This window comes from Kineosporia babensis, from assembly GCF_021129305.1.
GTDB lineage: Bacteria > Actinomycetota > Actinomycetes > Actinomycetales > Kineosporiaceae > Kineosporia > Kineosporia babensis.
The window spans coordinates 216,642-232,083 of sequence record NZ_JAJOMB010000004.1 but is presented as its reverse complement, the minus strand read 5'-3'; the positions used below and the strand labels follow the sequence as shown (position 1 = coordinate 232,083).

Genomic DNA, 15,442 nt, shown 5'->3' with positions numbered 1-15,442 from the left:
GAACTCGGAAGGGGCGGTCTTCGGGCTGCCCCTTCCGAGTTCAGGCCGCCCGGACCAGCTTGTAGTGCAGTCGTAGCACCGAGGCCGACCACAGCTTCAGGTGATGGTCGGTGCGCAAGGTGCCCTCGTCGTCCACAAAAACTCTGAAGGTCTCGTGCAGCGGTACCCGGGCGGCGTGCGCCTGGCCGTTCTCACTGACCGTGACGTAGGCGCCGTCGCTGCCGAACCGGCCGCTGGGCGAGGCCAGTTCCAGAGCACCGCCGGGCAGGACTCGTGGGCGCAGGAACACCTGGACGTTGCCGGACTCCAGCGGGAAGGTGACGTGCACGCTGCTGCGGTCGGCGCCCGGCAGCCGGCGGGCAGAGTAGGCGCCGCTGAACACCCATTCGCCGGTGGCCTTCAGAGTCCGCAGCCAGGCGGCCCCCCACCTGGGCGCCGGAAGCATCGAGGAGCAGCACGACCCGGCTGTCCATCCCGCGAGAGACGTCCAGCGGCCGGGTGGGCAGCGCCAGTTGCTGCAGACGGCGCCCGAAGAACCGGGAGATCAGCTCGCCACCGGGCTGAAAGAGCAGGTTCCACTGCGTCCACGCCTCCATCCGCCAGTCAGAGGTGTGCTCGTAGAAGTCCCGCACCAGCGGATGCAGATCGGCGGCGCAGAAGCCCGGTCCGTCCAGTTCTGACATGTCGGCGTAGAGCCCGGCGCCCGGCACCTGGTAGGAGGCGCGGCCGCCCAGTGACCGGGCCGCGGCCTCGACCCAGCCGTCGCCCACGGTCGAGCCTACGTTGCGCGGTGCGTCCAGCCAGGCATGCTCCCCGCTGAGATCGGCCGGGCGCCCGGTGCGGCGCCAGAAGCTGCGGGTCAGACCGTCGAGAAGATTCAGCGAGAGCACCCGGTCAGCATGCCATCGGAGCAGTCTTCATCCGGGCGTGACGAAAAGATCCTTGTTGTTCGGTTTTAGGGCGATTACGGTCGTGATCATGATGGGGGAATCGAAGGACGATCGCGGGAGCGGATCAGACAGACGGCACGTCGTGGTGCCGTCCCCGACACCTGTACGGCAACTTTCGGCGGCACGGACCGACGATCTCGGCCCCGGGCGACGGGAAACCTATTTCCGGCGGCCGCTGCGCGCGCATCTGCACGAGCACCTGTTCCTCGAGACCTACGGTCACCAGCTGGCCGGCTACGCAACGTTCCTGCCTCCGCCGCAGGACGAGTTGCGCTGGTCGGTGCGGGCGGACGAGCGCCGCGGCTATCTCTTCGCCGCCGGTCACCGGAGCCGGCCCGGCGTGGGCTTCGAGCTCGAGTTCGCCGACCGCACGATCATCGTTCCCCAGCAGCCCGTAACCCTCCCGGCCGAGGCATCTTTCGCCTGGCCGATCCGGCAGCCGTTCGGCGACATCCCGGCGCTCACCGCGACCGCCCAGCCGATCACCGAGATCAAGGTCGGCGAGGAGACGTACGTGCTGTTCGCCGCCACCCCCGGGATCGACGTGGAGCTACTGGTCGAGGGGGTCGAGCCGGACTGGGTGCTGCATGCCGACGTCGAGCCGACCGCGCAGGGCCTGATCGTGCGCCCGCAGCGGGAACCCGGTCTGGCCTGCGAGGTCTGGATCGGCATGACCACGCTGGTCTTCCTCGACGAGGCCACCGCCGACACCGTGCACCGCGGCGAGGTGGACGGTGAGCAGAAGCTCATCATCTGGCCCGGAAACGGCTGGTTCGACGGCGCTTTCCACGCCGTCGTCACCGAAAGGGACCAGTCGCTGCTGGCCTTCCCGACCCTCGATCAGGGCGTGACGCACGAGGGCCAGGGCTCGGTGTTCACCCGCTACATCCTGCCCGGCGAGGACGTGGTGCACCCGCTGAAAACCCCGGTGTTCACCGAGACGGCCACCTTGAGCGTCGCCCCCACCGACCAGGACTTCGCCCGGCTGGAAGCGGTGCCAATCCTGCTCCCGGCCGACGTCCTGGAACGAACCGGTTCCCTGAGCCTTCGGCTGGACTGGACCGGTGACGTCCTACGGCTCTACGCGGGCACCCACCCGATCGCCGAGGCGCTGTGGTCCGGGCGCCTGCTGGAGGTCGACCTCACCCCGCACTGGCCGAGAATCGTCGAAGAGGGCCTGTGGATCAAGGCCTTCGCCTGGGCCGGGAACCCGCAGGTGTTCGTCGACCCGCAGATCCGCCCCCGAAGCGAACGTCCCGTGCTCACCGTGCGCGACGCGTCCATCATCGAGACCCGGACCCACACCGTGCGGTAGGGCTGTTCGGGGTTACCGGGATCACGCATCGTGCGGACGGCTGGGCCCAAACGGTCATGCGTCCGGGAAGTCTGCGGCGCCGGTCCCGGAGCGCCGATGTACAAGCGTGTCCAGACCGCGGCCCACCCTCGACGTGCTCATGCGGATTTTCGGCGTGCTCGCCGCAATCTCGGTGGGGACGTCGCTGCTGCCCGCAGAGGGCACCAAGGCCTCCGCCGTCGCCTACCTGATCTCGCTGATCCTGTCGATGCTCTTCCTGGGCACGGCGTGCGTGCGGATCGCCAGGACGCAGCGCGGACCCTGGCTGTGGCTCATGCTTACGTTGAGCCTGGCCCTGGCCGGGGAGACCTGGCTGAAGATCCTGCAACTGTCGGATCCGTACCAGTGGCCTACTCCGGCGGACTTCTTCTACGCCGCGACCTACGTGCCCATGCTGATCGCCGTGCTCACGCTGGAACGGCGCCGGGGTGCCCGGCAGCAGTTCGGTGCCCTGCTGGACGCGTTCATCGTGGCGGGCAGCGTCGGCGTGCTGACCCTGGTGTTCCTGGTCCTCCCCCTGATCTCCGACACCAGCGAGCCGCTGCTGGGCCGGCTGGTGGGCAGCGCCTTTCCGTTGTTCGACGTGATGATCACCTTCATCACCGCGCGGATCCTGCTCTCGCCCCAGGGCCGCAGCCGCTCGATCTGGATCCTGACCGGTGGGCTGGTGGTGCTGATCGTCGCCGACAACCTGCAGAACATCCTGACCGCCACCACCGGAGGGAACGGCTTTCCCCGCTGGGTGAACCTGATGTGGCTGACCACCTACTTCAGCTTCGGCCTGGCCGCCGCCACTTTCCGTAGTGCGCCGGACTCGCGTCCCCAGGAGCGCACCGCGGCCGGTCTGACCGTGCCCAGACTGGCCGTGCTCAGCCTCGCCGCCGTACTGCCGGCCGCGGTACAGGTGTTCCTCGAGGTCCGGGGCAACGACACCGGCGACACCTACGGCCTGCCCCTGGGGATCGGCTCCATCGCCCTGTTCGCCCTGGTCACCCTGCGGATCTGGGACCTGTTGCAGGAACTGCACCGGCAGGCCGAACAGCTGGCCGAGGTGGCCCGGACCGACCCGCTCACCGGGCTGGCCAACCGCCGCTCCTGGGACTTCGAGCTGGACCGGGCCTTCGCCACCTCGAAGGCCGGCGGCACGCAGCTGCTGGTCGCGCTGCTCGACCTGGACCATTTCAAGAAGTACAACGACGGCCACGGGCACCAGGCCGGTGATGATCTGCTCCAGCAGGCCGCGGTGGCCTGGAAGGCGGCTCTGGGAACAGACGGGGTGCTGGCCCGGTGGGGCGGCGAGGAGTTCGCGGCGCTGCTGCACTGCTCGGACCGGGACGCCGGCACCGACCACCTCGACCGGCTACGGCTGGTGGTTCCGCACCAGCAGACCTGCTCGATCGGGATCGCGCACTGGGACGGGACGGAAAACCCGGCCCGACTGTTGCAGCGTGCGGACGAGGTGCTGTACCAGGCCAAGTCGGGCGGGCGGAACCGCTCGATACTGGCCTCCGGCCCGCAACCGGACCACCTCGAGCGGCCGGTGCGGATCCCGGCACCACGGACCGCGCCGGAGGCTCAGTCGGGAGCCTCGGTGGGTTCTACGGCCGGTGGCACCACGTTGTAGGCCGCCAGCCGGGTACTTTCGCCGGTCAGCTGCAGCACGGTCAGGCTGGCCGGGGCGACCGGGACGATGCGCGTGGGGTCCAGGTCGAGCAGATGCCGCAGCACCGCGCGCACCGGGCCGCCGTGCGTGACCACCAGAACAGTTCCTTGCGGGGGAAGGGCTTTCAGGCCGAGCAGCACCCGCTCGGACAGCTCGTTCAGCCCTTCGCCACCCGGCGGCCGGAAAGTGCCCGCGCGCCAGGCGTCGTACTCCGGGCCCTCGGCGCGGATGTCGGCGGCGTAACGGCCGGCCCATTCGCCCAGATTGGCCTCGGCCCACTGGGGATCCAGATCGTCCTCGCTCGGCGGATGTCCCAGCAGCGCAGCGGTTTCCCGGGTGCGGGAGAGCGGCGAGCAGACCAGGGCGTCGGGCTTGTGCCCGGCGATCGTCTCCCGGAGTGCCCGGGCCTGGCGGCGGCCGTTGTCGGACAGCGGAATATCGGTATCGCCTTGGAGGCGACGGCTGGAGTTCCAGGTGGTTTCGCCGTGCCGGACCAGGAGCAGTTTCAGCATGCGGTGCTCACCACCGTTCCGTCTTCGGCGGAGAACAGCCGGTCCGGGCGCTCGGGGAAGAGCACGCCGAACTCGTCGCCGGGGGAGAGGGCAGGTGGAGCATCGGTGATTACGCTGATCCGCTGGGTGCTGCGGGTGCGCAGAGTTCCGGTGATCACGAAACGACCGGCCAGCGGTGCCGATTCGGCGAACGTGGCGGTGATGGATGCCTCCGGCCCGGCCAGCCGCAGCGATTCGGCGCGGTACATCGCCCGCACCCGCCGGCCGTCCAGGGCCGCGTCGATCCGGCCGATGTCGTGACCGTCGAAAACCGCCCGCCGGGCCTTTACCTCGACATTGAGGACGTTTGCGGCCGGGGTTCCCATGAAGGTGGCCACGAAGTCGCTGGCCGGGTCGGCGAGAAGCTCGGCGGGCGGCCCGAACTGCTCGATCCGGCCGCCCCGCAGCAGTGCGACGTGGGTGGCCATCGACATCGCCTCGACCTGGTCGTGGGTGACGTAGACGCTGGTGGCGCCGGTGGCCCGGTGGATGCGCAGGAGCTCGGCCCGGGTGTCCACCCGCAGCTTGGCGTCGAGGTTGGACAACGGCTCGTCGAACAGCAGCACCGAGGGGTCCGGCGCGATGGTGCGCGCGATCGCCACGCGCTGCTGCTGGCCGCCGGAGAGCTCGGCCGGGTAACGCTTGGCCAGCTCGCCGATGTCCAGCAGGTCCAGCACCTCGGCCACCCGGCGGCGACGTTCGGCGGCCGGGCGGCGGGCGATCTTCAGCGGCCACTCCACGTTGCCCTGCACGCTCATGTGCGGCCACAGGGCGTAGCTCTGGAAGACCATGCCGACGCCCCGTTGCGCGGCGTTGACCGAGATGCCCGGCCCGGCGATCTGCCGCTCACCGAAGCGGATCTCGCCGCCGGTGGGGTGTTCCAGGCCGGCCAGCATCCGCAGCGTGGTGGTCTTGCCGCAGCCCGAGGGCCCGAGCAGCACCAGGAACGAACCGGCCGGGACCTCCAGGTCGATCCCGTCGACCGCGGCCGTGCCCCGGAAATCCTTGCGCAGGGCCTTGAGAGCGATGGACGATCCGCTCAACGTTCCTCCAACCACGGTTGCGACGCCCCTTCGAGGCGCCGGGCGAACAGCGTCGCCGCGAGCGAGATCACGACGATGACCACGGTCACCGCGTTCGCGAACTGGGTGAATCCCTCGGATGCGTACCGGTAGGTGAGCACCGAGAGCAGGGGAGTGGCCGGGGTGACGAGCAGCACCAGCAGCGACAGGTCGCGCACGATGTTGACGAACACCAGTACGCCCCCGGCCAGCAGACCGCGTGACGACAGCGGCAGCACGATGCTGAACAGGCGGCGTCCCAGACCGGCTCCGGCGGTGGTCGCGGCCTCTTCTACGTCGGGTGAGATCTGGCCCACGGCCGAGCGCCCGGCTTGTGAGGCGAACGGCAGGGTGGCGGCCACCCCGGCGATGACCAGGATGGCGAACGTGCCGTAAAGCGCGGGCAGCGGGCCGATCGGGCGGCCGAACTGGGCGATGAAGGCGGCCCCCAGGGCCACACCGGGCACCAGGAACGGCAGGTAGCTCAGCAGGGCCAGGCCCTTGCCCAGCCCGGCCTGCAGCGGGTCGGCCGGGCGCAGCCGGGTCATCACGTAGCCCAGCAGCAGGCCCAGGACGCTGGCGGCGACGGCCACGCTCAGGCCGAGCGCCAGGGTGGTCCAGAAGGCGCTGACGATCTGCGGGTTGCGCAGGATGCCGGCCATGCCCTGGGCCATCGACGGGTCCGAGGCTCCGGTCCAGAAGTGCGTGGTGAAGCCGGAGGTGAACGAGCCGGTGCGCTCGAGCAGGCTGGAGGTCAGCAGCAGGAGGCCGGGCACGATCGAGGTGAGCGCGACCAGGAGCAGCACCGCGGCGGTGACCGGGAGGCGGGCGGCGCCCAGGCGGACCCGTTTGCGGCGGGCGCCCTTGCCGGTGATCGTGGCGAACGACTTTCGGCGTCCGGCCAGCCGGGTGCTGACCAGCAGCACGATCGCGGCCACCACGACCAGCACCACCGAGAGCACGTAACCGCGTTCGGTCTGGCCGGTGGTGATCGCGCCGTAGGCCCGGGTGGAGAGAGTGTGGAAGCGCACCGGCAGACCGAGGACGGCCGGGGCGGCGAAGTTGCTCACCCCTTCGGCGAAAGCCAGCAGGGCACCGGAGATCACGGCGGGCAGGACCACCGGCAGCGCGATCGAGCGGGCCACCCGCAGGCGGCTGGCCCCGGTGAGTTCGGCCGCCTCCACCAGTTCGGAGTTCACGGTGGCCAGGGCGGCCGCGGTGAGCAGGAACGAGAGCGAGTAGTAGTGCGCGATCAGGGTGGCCGAGACCGGCACCGGGCCCCAGGCCAGCCAGTCCGGGACGGTGAGGCCGAGATCGGTGAGCAGGCCCACCCGTCCGCCGACCAAATCGTTGCGGAAGACCGATTCCCAGGCCAGGGCCAGGGCGAAGCTGGGCAGGGCGAACGGGACCGAGGCCAGGAAGGTGATGGTCCGGCGCAACGGCACGTCGGTCATCACCACCACCCAGGCCAGCCCGCCGCCGATCACCACTGCCCCGATCGCGGTGACCGCGCCGACCAGCAGCGAGTTCAGCAAGGGCTCGTGCAGCAGGGCGGGGGCCAGGCGGCCGGTGAGCACGTCGCGCCAGGCGTCCAGGCCCTCCGGCCGCAGCGTGGAGGAGACCAGGCCGGCCACCGGCACCAGGACCAGCACGGCCAGAACGGCCAGCAGTCCCAGGGCCAGCAGCACGACCGGGTCTCGAAGCGTGCGCTTCAGGGTGTCCGAGGGCATCTCAGCTCAGGGTCAGCAGGTAGTCGGCCACGTCGGAACGGATCTCGGCCACCTGGGCGGGGTCGATCGACCAGGCCCCGAGCTCTTCGAGAGAGACCGCACCCTCGGGCGCGAGGACGTCCGTACGGGTGGGATAGTCGCCGGCGACGTAGAACGGCTCGAAGCCCGCACCGCCGGTCTCGGAGTCGTCACCCATCAGGAAGTCGATCAGAAGACGGGCGGCTGCCGGGTTCTCGGCGTCCTTGGTGACCGCGAGCAGCGCCGGGAAGGCGATGCCGGGAGCCGGGGCGACGCCGGTAGCGGCCTGCAGGGCCCAGCCCTCGTCCTCGTTGTCCCGGCGGTCGGAGTAGGAGGTGAAGCCGATCGGCGGGTTCTTCTGACCGGTTTCGCCGATCGCCGCGTTCACCGTGTCCGTGTCGTCCACCAGCACCAGATCGTTGGCGTACAGGTCTTTCAGCCACTGCTCGCCGGCGTTGTTCACGCCCTCGTCGAGCGCGATCGCCGAGCCGTTGAGTTCCTCGTAGGCAGCGGCCATCTCGTCGGCGCGCAGGACCACCTCGGTGGCCAGGTCCAGGTAGTCTCCCCGCACCTGCGGGTCCACCATCACGACCCGGCCCTTCCACTCGTCCCCGGTCAGTTCCCAGAGGTTCGTGACCGGAGCGCCGTCCGGGTGCGCTTCCTCGTTGTACATCAGGGTTTTGGTGGAGAGCCGGTTCGCCACCAGGGGCTCGGCGAACTCCTTGGGCAGGGCCTCGGCCACCCGCGGCGGCACGTAGTTGGTGAGCAGGCCCTCGGACATCAGGTCGGTGAGCACGACCGGTGCGTCGGACAGGTAGGCGACGTCGGCCGTGGTGGTGCCGGCGGTGGCCTCGGCCTTGAGCCGGGCGATCTGCTCGGTGCTGGAGATGTCGGTCGGGATCAGGTCGACCCCGGGGTAGGTCTCCTCAAAGGCTTTCTCCACCGAGGCGATCCGGCTGGTGAAGGCGTAAACCCTGACCTCGCCCTCCTCCTGGGCCTGGGTGTGCAGTTCTTCGATGCCGACGGTGTCCAGCGGGCTGGCTTCGGCAGGCTCGGCGGTGGCTGCTTCGGGGCTGCCGCCGCCGCAGGCGGCCAGGGTGAGTCCGGCCGCGACGGTGAGGGCGAGGGTGGTGCGGGCATGCTTGATGGACACGTCGTCTCCTGGCGTGTTCTCGGTTGCTGCTGGTTGCTAGTTGTCGAAGCGCTCGATCAGGGTGTCGAGGCGGGTCAGGGCGGTTGAGGCGGAGTGCTGGTCGGCGCGGGCGACGGCCAGCACGAGCGCGTTGGACAGGGCCATCGGCACGGTCAGGGACTGGTACTCCCGGCCGTTGCCGCGCGGGGCGGCCAAGACCAGGGTGTCTTGCGGGGCGCCGGCCGGGGTTCCCAGGACGTCGGTCAGAACCATCAGGCCGCAGCCGGTTTCGCGGACGGTCTGAACGATGGCGGGCAGCACGCGAGGAGCCCGGCGGAAGGCGAGGACCACGATCAGGTCGTCCTCACGCAGGCTGACCAGTTCCTCGGCCACGTCCCGGTCGGTCACGGTGAGGTCGGTGACCAGCGTGCCGAAACGTCGGAGCCGACGGGCCAGCAGTCCGGCCAGGACGGTCGCGTTGCCGCGGGCGAAGAGCAGCACCCGGCGGGCCTGACGGATCCGGCCCGCCGCGGTGTCCACCATCTCCTGAGAGACGTTGCGCGGCAGTTCCCGCAGCGAGCTCAGCTCGTCCTCGACCAGATCGGCCAGCAGGTCGTCGCCGGAGGTGCGGTCCAGCCGGGCCCGCATGCGTTCCTCGGCGTCCACCGCCCCCAGCAGCTCGGCCTGTAAGTTGCTGCGCAGGTGCGGATAACCGTTGTAGCCCAGCTTCTGGGCCAGCCGGGTGGCCGCCGCGACGTGCACTCCGGCCCGCTGCGCCACCTGCTCGGCCGGCAGCACCGCGGCCTCGGCCGGATGCGACAGCAGGACGTCGACGACCCGGCGGTCGGCCGGGGAGAAGCGGTCCCGCTGGGCGTCGATTCGGTCCCTCAGAGACCCGGAAGTGAGCACGCCCCGAAGGTAGCTGCAAGTGCACGTGCAAGAGGGTTGCAAGTTGCAAATCCCAGGTGAACACGTGCTGACGCATCAGCGTGAAGCCAGAGTGCCCTTGGCTTCACGCTGATCGCGGATCAGTCGCAGAGGGCAGTGGTGAGGAGGGATTGGGCGGCGGATTCCTGGCGGAGGGCGTTCTCGAGGGTGTCGTGCAGGGTGGTGGACATGGACAAAGTGACGGCGCGCTGGGCATCGGGGGTGACGGCGCCGCGGGTGGACCAGCCGTCCTGGTCGCCGCTGGGCGCGTAATAGATGCCGCCGCAGGGCAGGGGCCGGGAGAAGATGCCCAGTCCGTAGCGGGATCCGGGCCACAGGGTGTTGGTGGATTCGTTGACCGGGACAGTGCTGAGCATCTGCCGCAGCTGAGGCTTGGGCAGTAGGTCGCCGCCGAGCAGCGCCAGGTAGAAGCGGTTGAGGTCGGCGGTGGTGGAGATCAGCCCGCCGGAGGCGTCGGCGTCCACGAGCAGAGTGACGTCGGTGAGGGGTTCTTCGGGTAGGTAGCGGTTGTAGGCCTGGGCGTGAGGTCTCGGGACGAAGGGAGAGCGGCCGGGCCAGCTGGTTTCGCTGAGGTGCAGCGGCTGGACGATGCGGCGGTCCACCTCGGTGTACCAGGGCCGGCCGGTGACCTTTTCGATGATCAGGCCGAGCAGGGCGTAGCCGGTGTTGGAGTACGACCAGCCCTCGCCCGGGGCAAAGGCAGGCTTGAGCTTCATCGCCCGGGCCACCACTTCCTGAGGCGTGTAGCCGTCGAAGCGGCGCGCGCGGTAGTCCTCGGCGGATTCCATGAACGGGTAGTCGTCCTGAATCCCAGCGGTGTGCTGAAGAAGCTGCCGCACAGTCATTTTCCGGCCGTCATTGCCGTTGCCCCGCACCACCCCCGGCAGCCGGCGCTCCACCGGTTCGTCCAGTGACAGGCGGCGCTCGGCGTCGAGTTGCAGCACGACCGTCGCCACAAAAGTCTTGCTGATGCTACCTATGCGCAGATGCTCGTTGCCGGCCAGACGCGTCCGTTCATTGATCTTACGGACGCCGCTGGTCACGGTGCGCTGCCGGCCGTCGGCTTCGGTGAGGCGCACCTGCGCGCCGATCACCCCGATCTTCACGATCGCGTCGGCCTGCTGCTGAAGGGGTTTCGTGGGCGCGTCCACCATCACTGGTGAAAGGGCCAGGATCCCGGTGATAGCCATGATTGTTCCCCGCATGACCGCCATGGTTCAGGCCCTGATCGGCCGTAACCATGGCGGTAGCGGACTCAAAGCTGGTGGGACAACCCCCTAGCGCATCGCCACCAGACGTGAGCGGACCGTGCGCAGCTGGGCCAGGCGGCGTTCGTAACCCGCGCCGAGCAGCAGCAGGGCCAGCCCGATCACCGCAGCCCAGACCCACAGCGGGATCGAGGCCCCGACGTCCCGCAGCCACGGCCCGGTCAGCACCAGGGCCACCATCGTCAGCACCACCGCGCCGATCACGAACGGCGCCTGCATCCGGCGGACCGCCCCGGCCGCGAGCGCCAGCGCGGCCGCGACCATGATCAGAACCGGCCGGGCCAGGGTGCTTTCGAGCTCGGAGAAGTGCACCAGGATGCTCGGGCCGAGCAGCAGGGCCAGGCCGGGGCCGAGAGTGGTCCAGGAGTTGGGGAAGTCGGGGGTGGGCCGGTCCCGCTCCAGGCGCTGGAACAACTGCAGGCCGAACACCAGGAGCAGCAGGGCGCCCGGAGCGGTCCAGGCCTCCACTGTGGTCAGCGGAACCCGATCGCCGTTGAGCGGGCCGAACTCGTTCAGGTTGAACACCGTTCGCAGCAGGCCGGCGCCGATCGTGGCGAACAGGCCGACCAGGGTCAGGGCCTGGGCCGGGCCGGGGCGCTCGCGCAGGAAGTAGCGGCTGACCAGGACGGCCGCCGCGCCCGCGATCATCAGCACGATCGGGCGGATCACCGATGTGGACAGGGCCGAGGCGATCACGCTGGGGATGATGACCATCAGCAGCGGGCGGGCCAGAACGCCGAGATCCAGGTAGCTCTGGGAGATCGGGTCGGTAGCCTTTTTCGGTTGAGCCTGAGCCTGAGCTGGGGCGCGGCGGGAGGCGTAGTAGGTGATCGCGAGCAGCACGGCCGCGGGCGGGACCGTGTACGCCTCCACCACCTGCACCCCGGAATCGGCCAGGCGCAGCCACGACGAGCCGGTGAGTAGAACACCCGCCAGCCAGCCGACCCGGCTGCGCTCCGGGGTGAGCGCGATGGCCGATGCCGCGGCGCCCAGGATCAGCAGGGTCAGCCACATCCGTTCGCTGTCCGCGTCTGCGCTGCTGGTCACTGCCAGGGCGACGACCCCGGTGGCCACAAGCCCAATCTCGGCCCCAAGACGGCGGTCCTTCCAGGGTGATGTCTCGGCTGCGCCGTTCAGCATCGCGACGGTCAGCGCCACTGTGCCCACCGCCGTCGAGAGCGACCACAGCAGGCCCGCCGACACCGCGGTGAAGTCCCAGGCGTCGGCGTTGGTCATGACCAACGCACCGAACAGCGGGGTGGTCAGCCCGGCGAGAACCAGGGGCATCTCCGGGAACGCCGTCGCCATCGCCGGGCGCAGCAACAGCGCTCCGGCCAAGGCGATCACCAGAGCCACCAGAACGATCGCCGGTTCGGTCCAGACCGGGACTTCGTGGGTGCCGGAGAGCGCCGACAGGTAGGAGATGACCAGCATGACGATGCCCGGTACGGCGGCGGTGAAGCGGTCGATCGGGCTCCACTCGGCCCGGCCCGGACGCTGCGGAAGCGGCAGCCGAGGTACCGCGAACAGTGCCGCCGACCCGAGACCGCAGATCAGAGCGGTGGTGACCAAGGACGTCCATTGGTCGACCTTGATCTGATCGAACAGCACGAGCAGCGCCGCCGGGATCAGACCGGCAGCCAGCAGGGCGAGTCCGGCCCTGACGAACCGGCTGTTCTCGTCGGGGGCGTCGATTTGGCGCCGGGCGGCCAGAAGCGCCAGTACTGCGAGCACCGTGACTACCCCGGGCAGCTCTTCGGTGGCCCAGGCCAGAGTGACGCCCAGGAGGCCGACAAGGCTGCCGGCGATCCAGAGGAGCTGTCGGTGGCGGTGGCTACGGAGGGCAAGAACCACGGCGGCCAATGAAAGGACGAGCAGAGCGGCAATCGTGGCAACGACCGGAATCACGGGGGTAAGGGCCAAGAGCACAACTAGGGACGCTGTGGCTGGCAGGGGGATCCGGTTCAGGGGGCGGTGGATGCGTTGGGGCCACGGGCCGTTCGGCCATCTCTCGTGGCGCCCGATCGCCCAGACGACCGCGGTGATCAGGGCGAGACTGGCCAGAGACGTGAACCAGAGTTCGGTGAGGCTCGGGTCGGTCTGGCCGAGATCGCCGAACCGGGTGGTGAAGGAGGAGCTGCGGATCTCGGGCGGGATCGGGCGGACGACCTGCCACAGGGCCAGTCCGATCGTCGGCAGGGCGACCAGGCTGCTGGTGGCGAGTACACCCAGGGCCAGGGCGGTGCGGCGCAGGTTGGCGGTGGGTTCCGGCTTGAGGAACGACACTGCCAGCAGGAGCAGGCCGGGCAGCACGGTGATCGGGATCAGTGTGACGAACCCGGCGATGTCGAAGGACTCGGCCAGAGCGCTGCCGGCGAGCACGGTGGTGCCTGCTGCGGCCACGCCGGTGGCGACGGACCAGTTGCGGTTGAGAGTGAGCGGGTTGCGGGGGCGGGCCGGGGTCGGGCGTGCGGGCCCGCCTTGCTGCGGTCCTTGGGGCCAGCCCGATTGCGGGTTGGGCGGGCCGTGCTGGTTGAACTGCTGCGAGTGGCCCGGCTGGGGCTGGCCCGGCTGGTTCAGGTGGCTCGGCAGAGCTGGTGAGTGCGGGTGGCTGAGTGCTTCCTGAGCTGCGGTGCCGTGGTCGGCCGGGCTCTGGCTCGCGGTGTTTTGGCCGGCGGCGCTGCGGGGTGCGTCGGCCCAGGTCTGAGCGGCCAGCAGAAGCGTGACGAGCAGAGCCCCGAGCGTGGCGCCGTAGACGTCCGGGAAGCCCAGTGCAGCGGGGAAAGCGGCGTTGGCCAGGAACAGCGCGGCCAGGGTGCGGGAGAGTATCCGCTCGGTCCGGCAGTTCTGCGGCAGCGTGCGGCGGGACAACGTGACCGCCGCGGCCAGCAGCATGGCGATCGGATAGGCCCCGATGACCGGGTCAGAGTCTCGCAACAGCGCAAAGGCCAGGTAGAAGACGCCGACCGGGATCAGGCCGGCGCCGGCGTGCGTGGCCGCCCGAATCCTGCTGACCCGGCCCCAGATCTCCACCAGCAGCCCGGTCACGATCATCGCGCCGCCGGCGTAGAGCATCCCGTCCGGCCGGTCGGCGCCGAACAGTCCGGTGTTCCTGATCGCCCAGGCGTCGCCCAGGATCAGGACCACCGCCAGGGCCCCCACCGCTTCGGCGGTCTCCGGCAGGCGAGGACGCAGCCAGGTGGCAATACCGACCGCGGCCAGCGTGATGCCACCGATCACGGCCGCGCGGGCGGCCAGCGGCATGCTCTGCCAGGAGAAGATCAGGAAGCCGATCGCGGCGGCGGCCAGCAGCAGAGCACCGATGCCGACCAGGACGGTGTTGACGCTGAGCCAAGCCGGAGCGGAACGGTCCGGGGTGCGCCCAGGCCAGGGCGGCTGGTTCGGCCCCGCGGGTCCGTTCGGGCCGGTGTTGCGGGGCGACAGGATCGGCGGAGGCGGGGGAGCGCTCCAGCCCGGCTGCTGCTGGCCCGGATGCTGGGCCGGACCAGGATGCCCTGGACCCCAGCCTGGACCTGCGGACGTCTGAGCACCCGAGCCCTGCATGGCTGGGCCATGGGGGAGCGGCCTCTGAGTGGCCGGACCCTGCGCGGCGGGGCCTTGAACAACAGGGGCAATCGGGCCGGCCGTCTGAGGAGCCGGGTCGAGTGGGGGCGCCGCCTGAGTGGCCGAGGTGATCGCGACGGGCGCCTGGCCAGCCGGACTCTCCGGTGCCGGTGTGGCAGGGGCCAGCGTCGCGGGTGCTTGGGCGGCTGAGTCGTGTGTCTGGGCAGCCTGGTCCAACGTGGTGGGTGTCTGGGCAGCCGGGTTCTCGGTGGCCGGGGCTTGCGTGACCAGCATCGGGGCAGCCTGGTCCGCTTCCGTGGGCGCCTGAGCGGCTGGGGCGTTCTGGGTTTGGAACGCCGTCGGCACCTGGGCCCGCAGATGGTTCAGGGTCAGCTCGCGCTGGTTCAGCGCATCCGCCGCAGCACGACTCAGCATGGCGACGCGGGCCCCCTCCGGCCCGCCCAGATCGATCCCGCACGACGAGCATCGAGGCCCCGCCAGCACCACCGCACAGCCGGGACAACGGCCGAGGTCAAGGAGGAGTCGGCGCAGCTCAGGTAGCGCGCCGATCACTCCCTTGCCCAGGTCGGGCTGTCCCCCCACGTCAGAACTCATGGGGGGATTGTCGTGGAAGACAGCGGATGCACACGTACTGGCCGGTCCGAAGAGTCCAACGCCACCCCAAAAGGCGGCCCGGCCCTGCTCAGCGTCACCGACCGTCACCTACCCAACTACATCCGGTCAGGCGGGCTGCGCTCTCAACCCAGCTGCCTCGATCGCGGCCACGGCCGCCGCCTCGTCGTTGTCCGAGCTGTCGCCGGTGATCCCGACCGCCCCGATCAGCGCGCCTTCAGGGCTACGGACCAGCACCCCGCCGGGCACCGGCACCAGCGCACCGCCGACCGCCGAGGTGACCGCGGCGATGAAGAACGGCTGCTGCTCGGCCCGCTCCATCAGCGCTCGCGAGCCGAGCCCCAGCGAGATCGCTCCGTGCGCCTTACCGAAGGCGATGTCGAAGCGCCGGTTCGAGGCGCCGTCCTCCCGTTCGGCGGCAACCACGTGCCCACCCGCGTCCAGCACCACCACGGTGAGCGGTTTCAGCCCGGCTCGACGGCCGTGGTCCCGGGCGGCCGCGACGATGGTGCGGGCGACGTCCAGCGTGAGTGTGTTCATCCGGCCGACTCCTTGATCCGGGGAGCTGCG

General features: G+C 70.2%; 11 protein-coding genes. 2 read left to right on the top strand and 9 right to left on the bottom strand.

Annotation, left to right across the window (positions count from 1 at the left end):
- Nucleotides 1-40: 40 nt before the first annotated feature.
- Nucleotides 41-445 (bottom strand): hypothetical protein, encoded by a 405-nt coding sequence (locus tag LR394_RS09970; RefSeq protein WP_231440403.1) that lies wholly within the window; start codon nt 443-445, stop codon nt 41-43.
- Between the two features lie 533 nt (nt 446-978).
- Here LR394_RS09970 and LR394_RS09965 point away from each other — a divergent pair.
- Together LR394_RS09965 and LR394_RS42820 are read left to right on the top strand one after the other, a co-directional pair.
- Nucleotides 979-2,265 (top strand): hypothetical protein, encoded by a 1,287-nt coding sequence (locus LR394_RS09965; RefSeq protein WP_231440402.1) that lies wholly within the window; start codon nt 979-981, stop codon nt 2,263-2,265.
- A 106-nt stretch (nt 2,266-2,371) separates the two neighbouring features.
- The gene (locus LR394_RS42820; RefSeq protein ID WP_231440401.1) at nt 2,372-3,928 is read left to right on the top strand and encodes a GGDEF domain-containing protein; all 1,557 of its coding nucleotides are present in this window, start codon (nt 2,372-2,374) and stop codon (nt 3,926-3,928) included.
- Here LR394_RS42820 and LR394_RS09955 read toward each other — a convergent pair.
- From LR394_RS09955 to LR394_RS09920, 8 genes are all read right to left on the bottom strand, one after another.
- Nucleotides 3,880-4,479: a histidine phosphatase family protein gene (locus LR394_RS09955; RefSeq protein WP_231440400.1), complete on the bottom strand. Its 600-nt coding sequence runs from the start codon at nt 4,477-4,479 to the stop codon at nt 3,880-3,882. The genes LR394_RS42820 and LR394_RS09955 overlap by 49 nt on opposite strands.
- Nucleotides 4,473-5,561: an ABC transporter ATP-binding protein gene (locus LR394_RS09950; RefSeq protein WP_231440399.1), complete on the bottom strand. Its 1,089-nt coding sequence runs from the start codon at nt 5,559-5,561 to the stop codon at nt 4,473-4,475. The genes LR394_RS09955 and LR394_RS09950 overlap by 7 nt, the downstream gene beginning before the upstream one ends.
- Complete coding sequence (locus LR394_RS09945; RefSeq protein WP_231440398.1) at nt 5,558-7,309, bottom strand: ABC transporter permease; 1,752 nt, start codon at nt 7,307-7,309, stop codon at nt 5,558-5,560. The genes LR394_RS09950 and LR394_RS09945 overlap by 4 nt, the downstream gene beginning before the upstream one ends.
- A gap of 1 nt (nt 7,310) precedes the next feature.
- The gene (locus tag LR394_RS09940; RefSeq protein ID WP_407937015.1) at nt 7,311-8,423 is read right to left on the bottom strand and encodes an ABC transporter substrate-binding protein; all 1,113 of its coding nucleotides are present in this window, start codon (nt 8,421-8,423) and stop codon (nt 7,311-7,313) included.
- Nucleotides 8,424-8,516: 93 nt separating this feature from the next.
- Nucleotides 8,517-9,368, bottom strand: coding sequence for a MurR/RpiR family transcriptional regulator (locus LR394_RS09935; RefSeq protein WP_231440396.1), 852 nt, complete (start codon nt 9,366-9,368; stop codon nt 8,517-8,519).
- Nucleotides 9,369-9,487: 119 nt separating this feature from the next.
- Nucleotides 9,488-10,597 carry a serine hydrolase domain-containing protein gene (locus LR394_RS09930; RefSeq protein ID WP_231440395.1) on the bottom strand — a complete coding sequence of 370 codons (1,110 nt, stop codon included), beginning with the start codon at nt 10,595-10,597 and terminating at the stop codon, nt 9,488-9,490.
- 87 nt (nt 10,598-10,684) lie between these two features.
- Nucleotides 10,685-14,854 carry a proline-rich domain-containing protein gene (locus LR394_RS09925; protein WP_231440394.1) on the bottom strand — a complete coding sequence of 1,390 codons (4,170 nt, stop codon included), beginning with the start codon at nt 14,852-14,854 and terminating at the stop codon, nt 10,685-10,687.
- 126 nt (nt 14,855-14,980) lie between these two features.
- The gene (locus LR394_RS09920; protein ID WP_231440393.1) at nt 14,981-15,412 is read right to left on the bottom strand and encodes a GlcG/HbpS family heme-binding protein; all 432 of its coding nucleotides are present in this window, start codon (nt 15,410-15,412) and stop codon (nt 14,981-14,983) included.
- Between the last annotated feature and the right edge of the window lie 30 nt (nt 15,413-15,442).